The sequence below is a fragment of the Bradyrhizobium sp. USDA 223 genome (assembly GCF_044909005.1).
In the GTDB taxonomy this organism is placed as follows: Bacteria; Pseudomonadota; Alphaproteobacteria; order Rhizobiales; family Xanthobacteraceae; genus Bradyrhizobium; species Bradyrhizobium yuanmingense.
In genome coordinates this window covers 141,346-158,095 of sequence record NZ_JBIYDR010000001.1, presented here as the reverse complement: position 1 = coordinate 158,095, position 16,750 = coordinate 141,346, and the positions used below count along the sequence as shown (strand labels likewise).

General features: G+C 57.6%; 11 protein-coding genes. All 11 read left to right on the top strand.

What is annotated here, in order from left to right; translation table 11 throughout:
- The first annotated feature begins 6 nt into the window (after positions 1–6).
- The 11 genes from sctV (at position 7) to ABIA40_RS00675 (ending at position 16,609) form a co-directional block, all read left to right on the top strand.
- Positions 7–2,100 (top strand): type III secretion system export apparatus subunit SctV, encoded by a 2,094-nt coding sequence (gene sctV, locus ABIA40_RS00725; protein ID WP_036014853.1) that lies wholly within the window; start codon positions 7–9, stop codon positions 2,098–2,100.
- Positions 2,101–2,217: 117 nt separating this feature from the next.
- Complete coding sequence (locus tag ABIA40_RS00720) at positions 2,218–2,721, top strand: tetratricopeptide repeat protein (RefSeq protein ID WP_225124640.1); 504 nt, start codon at positions 2,218–2,220, stop codon at positions 2,719–2,721.
- Between the two features lie 119 nt (positions 2,722–2,840).
- Complete coding sequence (locus ABIA40_RS00715) at positions 2,841–3,713, top strand: Effector protein NopP (RefSeq protein ID WP_404538166.1); 873 nt, start codon at positions 2,841–2,843, stop codon at positions 3,711–3,713.
- A 456-nt stretch (positions 3,714–4,169) separates the two neighbouring features.
- Entirely contained in the window at positions 4,170–5,618 is a 1,449-nt protein-coding gene (locus ABIA40_RS00710) for a M16 family metallopeptidase (RefSeq protein ID WP_404538163.1), read from the top strand.
- Between the two features lie 44 nt (positions 5,619–5,662).
- Positions 5,663–7,036, top strand: coding sequence for a M16 family metallopeptidase (locus ABIA40_RS00705; protein ID WP_404546118.1), 1,374 nt, complete (start codon positions 5,663–5,665; stop codon positions 7,034–7,036).
- A 1,063-nt stretch (positions 7,037–8,099) separates the two neighbouring features.
- Entirely contained in the window at positions 8,100–8,849 is a 750-nt protein-coding gene (locus ABIA40_RS00700; RefSeq protein WP_036014946.1) for a hypothetical protein, read from the top strand.
- Positions 8,850–8,908: 59 nt separating this feature from the next.
- On the top strand, positions 8,909–9,628 hold the full coding sequence (locus tag ABIA40_RS00695) for a hypothetical protein (RefSeq protein ID WP_036014859.1): 720 nt from the start codon (positions 8,909–8,911) through the stop codon (positions 9,626–9,628).
- 1,349 nt (positions 9,629–10,977) lie between these two features.
- The gene (locus ABIA40_RS00690) at positions 10,978–11,277 is read left to right on the top strand and encodes a hypothetical protein (RefSeq protein WP_225124644.1); all 300 of its coding nucleotides are present in this window, start codon (positions 10,978–10,980) and stop codon (positions 11,275–11,277) included.
- A 1,999-nt stretch (positions 11,278–13,276) separates the two neighbouring features.
- Complete coding sequence (gene modC, locus ABIA40_RS00685) at positions 13,277–14,476, top strand: molybdenum ABC transporter ATP-binding protein (protein ID WP_370157569.1); 1,200 nt, start codon at positions 13,277–13,279, stop codon at positions 14,474–14,476.
- A gap of 1,029 nt (positions 14,477–15,505) precedes the next feature.
- Positions 15,506–16,060, top strand: coding sequence for a peroxiredoxin (locus ABIA40_RS00680; protein ID WP_370157568.1), 555 nt, complete (start codon positions 15,506–15,508; stop codon positions 16,058–16,060).
- A 6-nt stretch (positions 16,061–16,066) separates the two neighbouring features.
- Positions 16,067–16,609, top strand: coding sequence for a carboxymuconolactone decarboxylase family protein (locus ABIA40_RS00675; protein ID WP_036014866.1), 543 nt, complete (start codon positions 16,067–16,069; stop codon positions 16,607–16,609).
- The last annotated feature ends 141 nt before the right edge of the window (positions 16,610–16,750 follow it).

Here is a 16,750-nt window from a genome sequence, read left to right as displayed (position 1 = left end):
TCTATCATGGCCAACGTCTTGCGTGACTTCATCGTGCGCGCTCCGGCCCACCCGGATTTCATGGTTGCCTTGATGCTGCTTCTGGCGATCGGCATGATGATCATGCCAATCCCAATCATCGTGATCGACATGCTGATCGGCTTCAATCTTGGGTTTGCCATATTGCTGCTGATGGTTGCCCTCTATCTCACCACACCGCTTGATTTTTCGTCCTTACCGGGCGTCATCCTGATCTCCACCGTCTTCCGACTGGCGCTAACGATAGCAACAACGCGGCTGATCCTTGCCGAGGGCGACGCCGGCAGCATCATTCACACATTCGGCGACTTCGTCATTTCAGGGAATATCGCGGTCGGAATCGTCATATTCTTGATCGTGACCATGGTGCAATTCATGGTTCTTGCCAAGGGTGCCGAACGCGTCGCAGAGGTGTCTGCGCGCTTCACCCTTGACGCGCTACCAGGCAAACAGATGGCGATCGATGCGGAACTGCGCAACAGCCACATCGATCAGCACGAAGCACGTCGCCGACGTGCCGCCTTGGAGCAAGAGAGTCAACTTCATGGCGCGATGGATGGTGCCATGAAGTTCGTTAAGGGAGACGCGATCGCCGGGCTAATCGTGATCTGCATCAATATGCTGGGCGGAATCAGCATCGGTCTGCTCTCAAAAGGTATGTCGCTCGATGAGGCGCTGCATCAATATACGCTTTTGACGATCGGTGATGCGCTCATTTCGCAGATTCCGGCGTTGCTGCTGTCAATTACCGCTGCGACCATTGTCACGCGCGTCAACGGGCCCTCCAAGCTCAAACTCGGCGCCGATATCGTTCACCAACTTACCGCAAGTACGCAGGCGCTTAGGCTAGCCGCCTGCGTCTTGGTATTCATGGGGCTCGTTCCCGGCTTTCCTTTGCCCCCGTTTTTCGTGCTGGCCGTCCTGTTCGCTGCGGCAAGCTTCGTCAAGGTCGGCACCAAAGGCGACAAGCCTGCCGCTAAAATAGGAGCTAGCGTCGCTGCTTCGGCGCCGGCTCCCGCAGCGGCCCAGAAGCAGCCCGTACATACGGAAGCACTTCCGATCGCGTTGTTCCTTGCACCGAACCTGACGGATTCGATCGACAAAGACGAGCTGGAAGAGAGCATTTCGCGTGTTTCAAGGCTCGTCTCGGCGGACCTTGGCATCACCATTCCGCGCATCCCGGCCCAGATCGGCGAGAGCTTGTCCTCGTCGCAATTCAGAGTGGATGTCGATAGCGTGCCGGTTGAGCGCGATGTGATCAATCCCGGGCACCTGGTGCTCAACGACGATGTGGCCAACATCGAGTTGAGCGGCATCCCCTTTCAGCAAGACCCGGAAACGAATCGGGTCTGGATCGAGGAACGGCATGCAGCGGCCCTCAAGGCCGCCGGAATCGGATATCATCGGCTGAGCGAAGTTCTTGCCTTACGTCTCCATTCCACATTGACACGCTATGCACAGCGCCTGGTGGGTATCCAGGAAACCCGCCAATTGCTCGCCCGGATGGAGCAGGAATATCCTGACCTGGTGAAGGAGGTGCTGCGTACGGCCACCGTCCCTCGGATCGCCGAGGTCCTGCGCCGATTGCTCGATGAAGGCATTCCAATCCGCAATACCCGCTTGCTCCTGGAGGCATTGGCAGAATGGAGCGAGCGCGAGCAAAACGCCGTCCTGCTCACCGAATACGTTCGTGCTACCTTAAAGCGGCAAATCTGCTTTCGGTATGCGAACGCCCATCGCGTCGTGGTCGCCTTTATCATCGAGCGCGAGAGCGAGGAAATCATCCGCGGCGCAGTACGGGAAACTGCCGTCGGCCCATACCTCGTCTTGGATGAATGGCAGAGCGAAAAGCTGCTTGCACAATTTCGTCAGATCCATGCGACCATCGCGCAAAGTAAGAGCCAGCCTGTCGTCCTTGGGTCGATGGATATCCGGCGTTTCGTACGCGGTTTTCTCACGCGCAACGGGATCGACCTGCCTGTTCTATCGTATCAAGATCTCGCCGCCGACTTCACGGTCCAACCGATTGGATCCGTCAAGCTTCCAAAGGCGCCTTCCTCGCTTCTCACAGCTGCAAACTAAGAATGGGCAGCGCTTCCTCGTGAGTAACCTATGAGATCAAATAGAATCAGGCGCCGCCGGTATTTGTGCTGCGCCAGTCCAGGGCCGCGGCCGGCTCTGCTTGCGATGCTGGCTAGTGTGCTGCTCGCTGGCTGCGCTGCCGGGGATAAACATAGCCTTTCACCGCAGCAGACGTCCACATCTGACCTCGCACACAGCGAAGAGATCGACCCTGCGGTGCGCGAGCGCATTTCGCACGCGCTGGGCCGAGATCCTGATGAAGGGGCTCTGCGCGATGCATTGAAGCAACAGCCGAACAACATCGATGCGGCGATTCCTCTTGCGCGAGCCCTGCTGGCAGCCAACCGTCCGAATGATGCGCTCGAGGTGCTCGACGGCGTATTACTGGCAGCCCCTGGCGACCTGCGCGCATTGAATGCCAAAGCGGTTGTTCTCGATCACGAGGGCCGCCATCAGGAGGCCCAAGAACTATACCGCCAAGCTCTCGCAGCGGAACCCGCAAACCCGATGCTGCGCAACAATTTCGGACTGTCCCTCGCCCTTGAACGCAAGACGGAGGCCGGCGATGCCAGCCCAGCACCGCAGGCGGGCGGCCGGAACGCATTGGCTCGTTCAAGATAGCGTGGCGATAAAGAGCGGGGCGGAATAGCGAAGTGATGCTCAGCTTGCCGACAGCTCGGCTTACTATGAACGCGGAACCTCAACCGGCGCAGCCCCCGTCGATACAAATGGAAAGTGTTATGTTTCAGCACACCGTCAATCTATCTAGTAGCGAACGTGCTTCCGAGCCCGATGAAATGAGAACGAGCGCGACCGATGACTCTTCCTCCTACACGGATCGCCAAAGGTTCTCGGATGTATTCTCTACTCTGAATTTGGCGCCATCGATCTCCTCTCCTGATGCAAGTTCGCCGGCAGTTCCGCCATACGCGATGGTTGAAGAGCCGCCGGTCGTTGAAATCTCAAGATCTTCATTCGAGAGGAAGCTGGTGGACTTTTATGGAGCAGACATAGAGGATATTGCTGCTAATCCGCAGCGATACTCTCGCTGGGTGTCCCAAAAGGCTCAACGCACAGCGGACACTGCGTTTCGCTTCGGCACCAAGTCTATTTCGGAGAAAGCGCGATTTTTCAGCTATCAGCTCGGGAATAAGAGCGTCGGGCTTCTCAGAACGGAACCCGGAGGTCGCATGAGCGAGCTGTTCAAGGGCAACAATGATTGGCGCAAACAATTTCCTGGGCGAGATCAAATCACCTCAACGACAGCTTTCCGGGTTACCCATCCGCTCGTCGATAACGCGGGCGATATCTTGCTTGAACATCAGCTCCAGATCGACGGTAACGAACCGCTCGTTCTCTCCCACTCTTCCAATCCGGAAGCGAAAGCCCGCGCAGCAGCGTTGGGCTTTCTTGAGGTAAGTGACTCGATGATGGTGCTCGATCCCACCAAGCACGAGGACAAATGGAAGAACAAAGAAGGCAAATGGCAGCGAGCGGGTAAACCGCCTTTGTATCTTGCCGCGACTGAAGACAATAGCAGCAATGCCAAGTGTACCGAAAGTGTGGCAAAGCCCGCGAACGATCTGTATGATGATGACTATGACTTTATGTAGAGCGTACACGCACCACATGAAGAGCGATTGGCCAGATCGACTTTGGTGAGGTCAGGCTCGCACTGGATAACCTAATCCGCTCGACCGATAATCTACGCTATTCTGGCACCTTCGTCCTGGACTACTTCGGCGCAGTGTACTCCAAGGAGCTGCTCGCCGACTCCCAGCTCGCGGCCATGATAAATATTGTCAAGCTACTCATCTTCTAGAGCGAGATGTGTGATGGCGAGCCTGCCGGGTGTTGTGCCGACGTCATATCGCGCTCGATTGACCTGAAGTCTCCATTGGACGCGAAGTTCTCCTGACGCGTTGTGCGCAACGTTGTTCTGTGCCGTTGCGTACGCGAGTCCGGCGATTGGTCCGGTTTTTGCTCCACTGTTTGCCAAGACGAGGCGCGGCTCCCCGCCATGTCGGATTTTCTACCATAATGACCACTATGGAACGAAAGGCGATGCCATGAAGAACCGGCTTTCGGTCACCGGCAAGGCGGCAGGCACCGCCGCTGAAGCCTCGGAGTCGACGACGCGCACCGCCCCGGCGGTCGAGCGCACAACTGAGAATGGCACCGGCTTATACCTTCCTGACGAGGCTAGCGTCTCTGCCGGCACGGTCAAATCAGATCGACCAGCAAGCTTCACGCTCCAGAACGGCCTGCAGGTCGTCGTGATCCCGGATCATCGCACACCCGTCGTGACTCAGATGATTTGGTATAAGGTCGGTTCCGCGGACGAACCGCCTGGCAAATCGGGGCTTGCGCATTTCCTCGAACACCTGATGTTCAAGGGCACATCCAAACATCCGGCGGATGAGTTCCGCAAGGCCGTGCTGCGCGCCGGCGGCTATCAGAACGCCTTTACCGGATTCGACTTCACCAGCTACTTCCAGCACGTGCCTCGCGAGCACCTCGGCAAGATGATGGAATTTGAAGCCGACCGCATGACTGGTCTCATTTTCAACGACGAGGATGTGCTGTCCGAGCGCGACGTCGTGCTGGAGGAATTCAATATGCGCATCGCCAACCAACCAGGTGCCCGGCTTGCTGAGCAGATGATGGCGGCGCTTTACCTCAACCACCCCTACGGCCACCCCATTATTGGATGGCGCCAGGAAATCGAAAAGCTTAGCCGCGAGGACGCGCTTACCTTCTACAAGCGCTTCTATGCACCCAACAACGCGATCCTGATTGTCGCTGGCGACGTAACCACCAAGGAAATGCCCTCGCTGGTGAAGGAGACTTTTGGCGGCATCCCCGCGCAACCCTCGATTCCCCTGCAACGCCTGCGGCCGCAGGAGCCGACGCCGGCCGCGCAGCGCAGAGTGACGTTGGCCGATTCCCGCGTCGAGCAGCCAGCCCTGCACCGCTATTATCTCGTACCGCCGGCTCGCACCGCGGCCGCGGGGGAGGGTCCGGCGCTTGAGGTGCTCGAGCAGTTGATGGGCGGCGGTGTCAACTCATATCTCCATCTCTCGCTTGTCGTCGAAAAGCAGCTCGCGGTCACTGCCAAAGCGAGCTACCAATCTGCCGCACTCGACCCCTCGCGATTCGAGATTTCCGCCATACCAAAACCTGGCGTCCACCTCAGCCTGATCGAGCACTCCATCGACGAGGTAATCGCCGACATTGCCCGTAATCCCGTGAGCACCGAAGATCTGCAGCGGGCGAAGACGCGGCTGATTGCGCAAGTCACCTACGCCCAGGACAGTCGGGAAATGCTCGCGCACCGGTATGGCCGCGGCCTGACGACGGGACTGCGCATCGAGGATATTGAACGCTGGCCGGACGACATCCGCGCTGTCGGTGCACAGCAGGTGCACGAGGCCGTGCGGAAATGGCTCGACAAGAAACGAGCGGTGACCGGCTATCTCATCAAAGAGTCTACTCCACAACACTGGGAGAAGCCCTAGTGATTTATCCGATCCTTCTCGGCGGAGCGTCGCTCTCCCTCGCTATGCTCGCTTCGCCAAAGTCGGTTGCCGCCGCGGGGTCACTTGGCCGACCCAGGATCAAGCGCCTAGTTTCGTCTTGCGGTATAGAAGCCTGGTTCGTGCAGGATTCTACCGTCCCATTGATCACGATGGAATATGCCTTCACCGGCGGCGCGACTCAGGACCCCGCTCAAAAACCTGGCGTCGGTCACATGGTGTCTGGCCTGCTCAAGGAAGGTTCCGGCGACTTTGACTTCAAGACCTTTCATCAGCGGCTAGACCGTCGTGCCATTGAGTTGGGTTTTCATGTGACCCCTGATCACTTCCGCGGTGCCTTGCGCACGCTCCACGACAACGCGGACGAGGCCTTCGAGCTTTTACGAACGGCGCTAACCTCGCCGCGTTTCGACTCGGCCGACGTCGAACGGACCCGTGCTAGTGTACTTGCGCGCCTTCGGCACGCCTCGACCGATCCTTCGTCTCTGGCTCATCGCAAGTTCCTCGAAGTCGCGTTTGGGGATCATCCTTATGCTCGCCCAGCCGAAGGCTCGCTGGAAAGCGTGCCGAAGATCGAGGTCGCGGATCTCAAGGGTTATGTCCGACGCGTGATCGCAAAAGACACGCTCAAAATCGCTGTTGTCGGCGACGTCGATCCAGCGGTCGTCTGCAAGCTGCTCGACAAGACCTTTGGCAGCCTGCCGAGCAACGCAGAAGCGATGCCGGTTGCCGAAGTCATCGCAGCAAAGCCGCCGCAACCGGTCTTCATTCGGTGCGATGTGCCGCAGACAGTTGTGACTTTTGGGGGGCCAGCCGTCCGTCGGAGCGAGCCGGATTTCATGGCCGCCTATATCGTCAACCACATCCTCGGCGACGCCGGCCTTACGTCCCGCCTGTTCCGCGAAGTCCGCGAGAAGCGCGGACTGGCCTATTTCGTCCGTGAGCACCTTGTCTGGTTGGACCATTCAGCCATGTTTCTCGGCAGCAGCGGGACCTGCGCCAATCGTGCCGGCGAAACGGTCGAAGAAATCGAGAAGCAGGTCCGCCATATCGCCGACAAAGGACCTACTCAGCAGGAACTCGATGACGCAAAGTCCTACCTGAAGGGCTCGCAACAGGTGGCTCTCAACAAATCATCAAAGCTTGCGCGAACGCTACTGCAGAATCAGCTTGACAAGCTGCCCATCGACTATTTCGAAAAGCAGCATGCCGTGGTCGATGCGGTGACGCTGGAAGACGCCAAGAGAGCAGCGCAGCGGCTGTGGGGCGAGGGTCTGCTCACCGTTATCGTCGGCCGCTCCTCGAAGGACGCCGCGCAGCGCACCACCATGCCATCGGGGACCACACCCCCGCCAGGCGCCGATCAGCTAGACGCCGGGCCGACAACGCCGCGCAATTAAACTTTCTAGCAGCGCCGGCCGCTTAGCAAGCGCATCGCTCTTGCGCGCAGAGTGCATCTAGCACCCGCCTTTAGCTCGTCGAGATATTCCGTCGTTAGGCAGCTACCATGCGGCCGCTCGAAGCCGCTTTTTGCGCAAACGAGTTTAAACAAGGCGACAATCCGGGTTGAATCTTCAGGTTAGCCAAAGTGGGCGCTTTAAAACCGGTGCGTACACTGTCTGCCGCTTCAAGTAAACGGCCAACGAGAGTACGCACCCGCCATGGCTATCGTTCATTCCACTAAGTCCTTCTCGATCCATAGGACGTCGCTCGGCGATCTCTGTGTCCAAGACAAAGATCGCCGTGCCGGCCACCAGACGCGCGCTTCTTTCGGACGTCCGATATCGCTTCCCCACCGATGCTGCGCCGTCCGCCGGCGCCCCGCTCCGGCTTCGATCTTGTTCTCCGTTGCCCGATAATCTCGCCGCAGAGCGATGCATGGTTGCTATTGCGTCACGAACGCGCTTCAGCCTTCGCGTATCCCGACATTCATCACCAGAGTGAGAGTGAGAGCTCGGTCGTTCAGGGTCATCTTTCAGGAATTAACCAGCCGCTACGCTCTCGGCCGAAGAGACGACCATCTAATCCAGCAGGGCTTTGTGGTCTGCCAAGCCATAGCCGCACCGCGTCGCATCGCCTTGACTTGCGCTTTCATCAAGCTTCGCAATCTGACGCTACGTTAGTTTCCGTCGCTTCATGAAAAGTAGATAGCGGCAGCGACGGCATCCATAGATAACCTATGGCATCACAACGATCACCACAGGCGGACAGTTGATTCTTGGCCCGCGGTTCCAGCTGCCCACAAACCTCACGTAGATCACCAATACAAGTGATTACTTCCATTCTCAGGCCTGCATCATCGGACCACGTCACTCGCTTAATGTTGAAAACGTTTATCAGTTGCAGAGCTCCAGCATCGAAGGTTCATTGCCCCTTCTTTCTGCCATGATCGCGCCCAAAGCAGAGACGCGCCGATTGCGCACTTTGCGCGCGGCAACAGCGAGTGTCTCAGGAGATGTTTTTATGGTGAAGCCAGTTGTAATTGTGGTCGGCGCGGACAAGGGAGGAGTCGGCAAGACGACCGTATCACGAACGCTACTGGACTACTTCAGCGTCAACAACGTGCAAACACGCGCATTCGACACAGAGTCGCCCCGCGGAACGCTGAAGCGCTTTTATCCCGAGATCACTGAGATCGTCGACATGACCACGACGGCGGACCAGATGAAGATCTTCGATACCTTGAACTCAGGGCTATCCGTCACTGTCATCGATGCTCGAGCAGGACTACTGTCTTCTGCGTTAGCTTCCTTGCGCGACATCGGCTTTCTGGACTCGGCACGGTCTGGCCAGATCACATTTGCCGTGTTCCACATCCTGGGATCATCCATCGCTTCGCTAGACGAGATCGCGGAAACCGCGACTTTCATGAGCGGCGCAAAGTACTACCTCGTCAAGAACTTCATCAACGACACTCAATTCTTCCAGTGGGATCAAGCGACTTATAATTCCTATTTTCACCGCATCAAACATGCGACTGAGCTGACCATACCGAAGCTCAACGAGATGGCCTATGAGCAGGTGGAAGTCGCATCCGTCCCATTCATAGACTTCGTGGCAAACAAGGGACGGAACGATGAACCCGCGCACAACTCCTTCGTGCTGCGCGGCTATGTCCGGCACTGGCTGGCAAATGTCTGGAGCGAATTCGATCGCATCAACTTGACGGAATTGGCGGGGGCCAAGTCCGCTACCCGGGCCGGCGAAAAGTAGCGTCATATCCGGCGAGCTCCGGTCGGGCCTACGTACGGAACGAAATTGATCTGCTGGCTATGTTAGCGACCCCCATCTACATCATCTGCTCTCCTAGCCCGCAGGTCGGTAAAACCCTCATCGCTCGGGCTATGAGCGAGTTCTTGCTGCTGAAAAACGGCGCAACGCTATCGTTCGATGTGAACTTGAAAGAGCCGTCATTGCTCGACTACCTCCCCAACATCACGGAGACCGCGGATGTGATCGACACTTACGGCAAGATGCAGCTGATGGACCCTCTGATCATCCACGATCGGGTACCCAAGGTAATTGACCTCGGCTTTCACGCCTTCGACGAATTCTTCAAGATGTGCGAGGAGATAGGCTTCATGAAGGAGACGGCGCGCTGCTATGTCGCCCCTATCATCCTCTTCGTCGCGGGCGCAGACCGCATCTCCTTTCGCGGTTATGAAATGCTGCGGCGGCGAATTCCGCCTGCGTCGCTGGTCACCGTCCACAATGAATTCGTGCTGCGCGGCGAATTACCGGAAGCGATGGATCACGAGCGGGTGATTCGGATTCCCGCACTTCCGCTGTTCCTCAAACGATATATAGACCGGCTTAGCTTTTCCTTCACTGGATATCTGCGCAACGAGAAGGACTGGTCCACCGAGCTGCATCAATGGATCCGACGGAATTACAGCCTGTTTCGCGATCTGGATTCGAGTGTGACGCAGCGAAGGTCCGATCGTCGGCGGGGAACGGATGTCGATAGCCTACGTTGCACAAGGGCCACTTGAAAGTTCGCTCTGATCACCATCTATTCGTCCGGCCTATGAGTGGTGGTTGACCGCTGACTTCAATGACGTCCGCAACGCGAACGCATGAATTGCGGTATACGACTGTTCGCTTGGATCTCCATCCTTACGATCCTCCGCACAGACAGCGCGAAGGGCAGTTGACGGCAGCTCATTCGCCAATGGCTGATCCAGACAGCCCGTCCTCGAAAGAAGCGGTCACAGCCTTTTTGTGAGGGGCTAGGCCGATCGACGAGGTCTTCCTTCGGGAGGCCCTCATAGCTTTAGGTCGAATTTGCCGAGCACCTGATGCACGACCGCGCCTTTGATCTCGCGGGCGTTTTGGCGACCACATTGCGCAGTTGCCTATCGCGCGTGACCACCGCTGTTGAGAACTCAACGACGTTGCTGGCGCGATCGCTTTCGCCTAGCGCCCTCGTGAGGCTGGTTCGAAAGGACATAAGACTCCCAAGCTTTCACCGCAGCGCTCGTGCCGCTCGCGCGCTGGCGTTCACCCAGCGTTTTCCTTGGAAAAGGCGCGGCTAGGCTGGGTAGACACATTCTATTGCCCGCATCGTACTTGATGATGGCCGGTCAGGCGGCCCGTGCCGACATCGAAATGGCTTTCCTGGCCATCGCCCCCGCAGGCGGGAAAACTGGAAATCAACAGGTCGTCGTCGTGATGTCCACTTGCGATGGGACGTCAACGCCTGCCAAGCGGGCCTTTATCTTTTACGCATCAACAACGCTACAACCTGGTGCAGCGCGGGATTCGAGCTATTCACTCGCTCTTCTGAGGCGTGCACAGCGGATGTCGATGTCAATGACCGTCTGTGGAATGCTCAATAGGCTCGACACTGCGTCCATCGACATTTCGCGTTGTATTACCACGATCGCAACCGCGTCCGCTTCTTTGATCGGCTGGCGCGTGCCGTGGATCGCAGTCAGGCTGGTTTGCCTTCCTCACAATCGTTCTCATGGCTTTCCCATGTTGTTGGTAAGGTCCACCTCGCCCATAGATTAGTTATCGAATAAGTGATTGTGAATGCCTATAGCAGGCCGGATCTACTTAACTGCCCGTCGGCCAACCGATCTTGTGGAGCGCTGAAATTGTGCAGGACAGACGATCGGGACGCCGTTAAACCGCGAAACTCTGCCGCGATTTGTTGTCACACGTGCGGTGTCGGGTGATATTGATTGGTAAGAGTTGCACACATCTTGCTCGCCGCCTCCGGGGACAAACGGGCGGAAAGTCGTAAGTCCTCGGCTGAACTATTCGGCAGAAATGCGGAGCCAAGCAACGGCCGCTCAGACGATCGTCATGCTTGATACTCCAGGAACGAATATCTGTGATGACTTCGATTGATGATACATTAAATGAGATCAGATGGTTGCGAAACGAAATCTGGCGTTGCCGTCGATTACTTGGCACTGAACTGCCTGGCGCGCAGCGGGAGGCCGTTGAGAAGCGTCTGCATGAACAGCTTTCTGCCTTTGAGAGACTTCTGTCGACGGCGTTCCCATTAGCCCTGAGCTCTAAAGTGTATTCGGTCAAGAGCACCACGATCGGGCGAAGCGACTCCCCTGAAGCGCGCATCGAGAACGCCGCAATGGCATCAAGCGGTTGCCTCGGGAAGTCGATCAGTGGCTAACAAAAGAGGTTTTCCTAGCTCACTCTATTACTCGAGCCCGGCAGTACAACCCAAGGTCGTTCCAAGCTGAGACTCTAAGGGAAACGGCAATGAAGCAAACGTCCAACGCTAATATTCCGGCGAATCTTTTGCCTGTCACTACCGCTTAGCCACCTGCCCAAAAACACCTGGTCGCCGACCACAACGGTATATCGGTGAGGAGTACGGATTTTCTGCGCATGTCTGGCCATTCCCTCCTCACCTGACGCACTTGTCCTTCGGGACCGTTACAGCGAACCCATAGCAACGTCATGTAAGCCTCGAAGTCGCCGAATGGCTGCAGCTCTGATTAAAGCGCAACTGCTGCCAGTCGATCCACGGATCAGTCCTCAGATAGTTGAGCTGCGCGCGGCAGGCTGATGCTTCAGTCCGATCAACTTGCAGCCACCAAGCTGGCCAAACCCCGAGGCCCCGCTAGTCTGAACACCTCACTACCGTTCGAGTTCGCAACTGCCGTGCCTCACTCTCGATGAAGGCCTACCGGACGCCTGTTGAGAGATTGTCTCGACCGGTCGTTTCTGTCGGCAGTGGCGGTAGGCATCATGCGTCGGCATTCGCGGCGTAAGTTCTTGAAGTTTTCCGTAAGACAAAACATGGCCACATCGGCATCGTTACGGCCTGTAAAGCGGTCACAGAAGCGGATCACGTCTGGTTTGCACGACACCAAGACTTCCTCGGCCCGACGATCTCGCGCGCGAGCGTATCCTGTGCACCACGTCGCTGCGATCGCGATCGCAGCGAGGACGGCTGCATAGCGATGCGCATTGCAAGTCCAGCCCATTCGTCGCTCTTGATTCACCAAACCTCTCTTAAGCCGCATATACTTCACTGTTTTTCTTTGCCCCGCGAGGCGGATCTGTTTACCGGATTCCAGCGCCTCGGTAGCCACTGCTTGTTGTTCCGGGCGCCGCAATGATACCGGCGCTCGGAATCATCGTACCGCTAGGCGCAACACGCATTGCGAGGACCGGGATCAAACAGAGATCGGCCGTTTAGCTCTTGTGTGCCGATGTTGGCTCCCAATATGGCGTTTTGCTTCGCAATGCCTACATCCTGACGTTACGGGCGGTTCAAGCACTTTGAGCGCGCGGACAGCGCATATCATCTCATATCAGCGCGTTTTTCGAAGAGAGGCTGCCAACCTTCTCCTTCGCGCAGATCGGAAGGTGCGCCAGCCGGAGGCAGCGACTTGTGTATCACTGACGCGTTTTACGGCCGCACATTCGCCGAAGCACCATCTCCAATGCGAGAGGCATGGTTTCACCCTCAGGTGCCATGTCATAGCTCCTGCATGTGCGGTTGGCGACGCGAACGTCCAAGGTCCTACGATGCGGCGATTCAGGACGCAGGGTGGAGACCGATGCAAAGCCTCCCTTGCCACTAGCCGGCCAGGTATTCCTTAAAACGGCACGCCGATTGCTGGGTAAGGATCAAGCTGCCGCGAAGGAAGCGGTCGCGGCGGAGCCAGGATTCCAATGAAGTTAATTCGATTCATCATGATCGATCTAGCGCTGATGCTACTCGCACCTGAGAGTGCAAAGGCCACCATTGTGGCGACGGACGCAAACTTCGAATCGGCTCGCGAAGCTGTGGGATCCGTAATGCCGAGTTCTGGCCCCGAGCCAGTGATCGGACAGCTTTACCGCCAAGCCTCTCAAGCGGCGCTATTCGAACATGCGCTCGGCCCGCCAAGCAGACTGACAACCTTGCGCTGCTGGAAGGGCGCTTATCTCTCAATGCCAAGTGCAGCGAGCAACGCCCGATTGCCACAATCCTAGCGGCGCGAAGCTGCTCAACAAGACTCCGGTCTTGATACCAATCTGCAGTCCGCCCCCTACCCTAGGCCCTCACGCGAGCAGAAAAGCCCGTGCTGCCGCGGGGTCGAGTGGATCGTCGGAAGCATGGCGATCAGCTCCACTGCAGCCATTGGCCTCCTGACTTAGCTGAGAAGATACAGCACATGCTAAGGTTCATCAGAGAAGCCAAAAAGGGCTATATCGAAGTTGCCTTCAACGGTTCTCTCGGAAGCATTTTGCTAGATACGCAATTCAGCGTACCAGCCAAAGGCGTCACAGCGATTCTTGGTCCGCCCGGGTGCGGCAAAACTACACTCGCGCGCTGCATCGCTGGCGTCCAGCGCCTGCCGAATGGATTCTGTGCGATTGATGGGGAGATTTGGCAGGATGAGACTACGTTTCGACCGACTCATCTTCGTCACGTCGCATATGTATTTCGCCTACCGATTCTCTCTTCTCATTTGTCTGTACGACACACCCTTTTATACAACGCGTCCAAATCGGAACAGACACTGATCGATTTTGATGGTGTGGTCGAATTGCTCGCCTTGGCGCCACTGCTCGAGCGTTTGCCATCAGATCTTTCCGGAGCGGAGCGACAGCGACTCGCCCTTGGCCGTGCGCTGTTGGGCCAGCCTCGGCTACTCTTGCTGGACGATCCACTCATTGGGCTCGACCGCTCCGCCAAATGCGAGATCCTGCCCTTTCTCGAGCGCATGCGGCAAACGCTTCCATTGCCGATGATTTACTTCGGCCATGACATCGCTGATATCGAGCGTTTTGCCGATTATCTCGTCATGATGAAGGATGGCGCCGTAACTACGGCCGGTCCGCTCAATGTCATTCAGAGCGATGCGGCGCTTGCCAGGCGGGGCGAAGCGGCAGTCTGTCTTGATACTACGGTCGGCGGGTATGATGGGCGCTATGGGCTGATCATGCTCCGCCTCAAAGCTGTGCGCTTTCTGATACCTGGAGTGCCGCTTACACCGGGCGCGCAGCTGCGGCTGCGCATCGCTGCCGACGACGTCAGCATTGCGCGCGAAGCTCGGCGCGCAAGCTCTATCCTCAATGTTTTTCCAGCACGCATAAAAGCCTCTCTGCCGCACGGCGAGGCTGAGGTCACCTTGGTTCTGACCCTTGAAGCCGGCCGATCTGGCGTGCCGCTTTTGGCGCGCGTCACACGCCGCTCCTTTGATGCGCTACGGCTTAGCAATGGAGCGCAAGTATTCGCGGAGGTCGCGCGCGCCGCTCCGCTCGGGCTGCCGAGCGGTTGCTTGCAACGCCTACCACATTCGCAGGAGCATCTTCGACAGCTATGCCCGATGCGAGAAAAACACCAACAAGATCCCGGCCGTGATCGATAATCTACATGAGATCGATCCGAATAATGTTCCGGGCAGTTCTCTACCTTCCAAAAGACGAATAGGCTACTGGCCGATGTGGCTCAGGATGTCGGGCGCCAATGCGTACGCATCGGCGACAGGTGCAGCGACACTCGAGGCCAGCAAATGGGCACGCACATTATACTCGCAATCGATGTTGCGAGGGGAGAAAAGATCTCGATTTCGCAACCACTCGGCAGCAGGTGCCCTTTAGTCTTGGTATAAATGGGCTTGCCGAGGCCGCAGCCGTCGGCCCGGCCAGCTGTTTCTCGTTCTTTGGCGAATTTGCTGATCGCGAGGAGATCGACCTTATTGCGAAGCGTGCGGGAGATGCCGACGGGCGAGCCTCACCGCGGACTTGGCAGGCTGCTGCCTTGATCGTGGCGCGCAGCCGGGCCCAACCCGAGCTGCGGTGTTTGGTTACAACGATACCGGACGACCTGAACGCGACAGTGGGGCTGCCGAGCACGTCGGCTCCGCAATCGTCCACCAGAATCTTCGCCATCTCCGGAAGCCGCCTTAGCTCTAGCGTCCGCTCCTGCGCCACCTTGATGTCTTACGAACGTGCCGATTGTGGACCTTCAATGGCGAGACGTCCCAGTTCGACCAGCTGCGCCCGCTAAACAGCGCAAGCCGACATCAAGCCCGTAGCCGGCTTTGCGGTGCCGTGCCGGTCGATGACGAGACTGCTACGGTTCAGGTCTGTCGTCTTCCCGCCACCTGCCTGACCAGCGCGCGCGTTCCGTCGAGCTCAAAGGCACCGCAATCGTAGCCATTCCTCTGCTGGGGTATGGCGGTGTTTTGCAGGTTGGCCCCAACGCCTTGTAAGAGCATTGGTGCTCCAGATGACCGTCAGCTTAGTGCTGATCGAGGCACCAAGCGCGCGAACATGCCCGGACCCAAGCCGCTGGGCTGGTCTTGTTGCGCCCATTCCAGACCTAAGAACGGGTGGCATATAGTTTGCTCCACCCGTGAGGTCACGATCTACAAAAGCAAGTTTGTGAGGACAGCATGCTCGGAATTGGAAGTCAGTTGCCGCCATTCGACATCACAGGCGTGAAGCCCGGTTTTCATGCGCAGGAAGAAGAAGGGCAGAGTGCATTTGAGACGCTGACCGAAACGAGCTTTCCGGAAAAATGGAAGATTATCTTCTTTTACCCCAAGGACTTTACATTCGTCTGCCCGACAGAGATCGCGGAATTTGCCCGGCTTTCCGAAGAATTCGCTGAACGGGATGCGGTTGTACTGGGTGGTTCGACTGACAACGAGTTCTGCAAGCTTGCATGGCGGCGTTCGCATGTCGACCTGCACAATCTACCAATCTGGCAGTTTGCCGATACAAAGGGAACGCTCGTCGATGGTCTTGGCGTGCGTTCACCCGAAGGGGTCGCCTATCGTTGCACCTTCATTGTTGACCCCCAAAACACGATCCAGCACGTTTACGCGACCAATCTCAGTGTGGGGCGCAGTCCTAAGGACACGCTCCGCGTTCTGGACGCGCTGCAAACCGGCGAGCTCTGTCCCTGCAACCGCGAAATCGGCGGCGAAACCTTGAAAGTTGCTTGAGGCAGCATGTCGTGGATCGAACAAATAAGGATTCCCGATTTCGCGAAGGATGTCCGGCTTAACTTGATCTCCGTGGTGACCGACGAGACGTTTTCGCTGCAGAGAAAATACGGGCTGCTGCTGGCGAGTGCGGCTGCCACCCGCAATGCAGCCCTGGTGGCCGCGCTGGAATGCGCGGCGTCCGCCGTGATGACCTCTGTAGAGATCGCCGCAGCGAAAGCCGCCGCCACTGTGGAGGCAATGAACAACGTCTACTACCGCTTCGCTCACCTCGTTTCCGACCCGGAATACAAGACGATGCCGCCACGGCTACGTATGGACGTGATCGGCAATCACGGGGTGGACAAGACAGATTTCGAGCTGTGGTCGCTTGCTGTCTCCGTCATAAATGGTTGCGGTGTCTGCATTGATGCCCATGAGAAGACACTGAGGGCCGCGGGCGTTGATTCCAGAGCGATACACACCGCTGTGCGTTTTGCTGCGATCACGCAGTCAGTGGCGGTCGCTATCGAGGCCGCTGGGTCCGCCCCCGCTCAGGCGAGAGGCTGATCTCTACTCTGCCATTCGATCGACGCAGTTGGGGCGCCACGCAGTGGCACCACAACGAGGCCTTTGCGGCTCCCGCACGAGCTGCACGGCGGGTCACGTCGGCAAGTCATGTTGCGCGGCGTCCTCATTAAGAGCGTCGTG

What these genes read in the sequence shown, in the direction of transcription:
- sctV (WP_036014853.1), top strand. Translation starts at nt 7, where the DNA reads ATGGCCAACGTCTTGCGTGACTTCATCGTGCGCGCTCCGGCCCACCCG.
- ABIA40_RS00715 (WP_404538166.1), top strand. Translation starts at nt 2,841, where the DNA reads ATGTTTCAGCACACCGTCAATCTATCTAGTAGCGAACGTGCTTCCGAG.
- ABIA40_RS00710 (WP_404538163.1), top strand. Translation starts at nt 4,170, where the DNA reads ATGAAGAACCGGCTTTCGGTCACCGGCAAGGCGGCAGGCACCGCCGCT.
- ABIA40_RS00705 (WP_404546118.1), top strand. Translation starts at nt 5,663, where the DNA reads ATGCTCGCTTCGCCAAAGTCGGTTGCCGCCGCGGGGTCACTTGGCCGA.
- ABIA40_RS00700 (WP_036014946.1), top strand. Translation starts at nt 8,100, where the DNA reads ATGGTGAAGCCAGTTGTAATTGTGGTCGGCGCGGACAAGGGAGGAGTC.
- ABIA40_RS00695 (WP_036014859.1), top strand. Translation starts at nt 8,909, where the DNA reads ATGTTAGCGACCCCCATCTACATCATCTGCTCTCCTAGCCCGCAGGTC.
- ABIA40_RS00690 (WP_225124644.1), top strand. Translation starts at nt 10,978, where the DNA reads ATGACTTCGATTGATGATACATTAAATGAGATCAGATGGTTGCGAAAC.
- modC (WP_370157569.1), top strand. Translation starts at nt 13,277, where the DNA reads ATGCTAAGGTTCATCAGAGAAGCCAAAAAGGGCTATATCGAAGTTGCC.
- ABIA40_RS00680 (WP_370157568.1), top strand. Translation starts at nt 15,506, where the DNA reads ATGCTCGGAATTGGAAGTCAGTTGCCGCCATTCGACATCACAGGCGTG.
- ABIA40_RS00675 (WP_036014866.1), top strand. Translation starts at nt 16,067, where the DNA reads ATGTCGTGGATCGAACAAATAAGGATTCCCGATTTCGCGAAGGATGTC.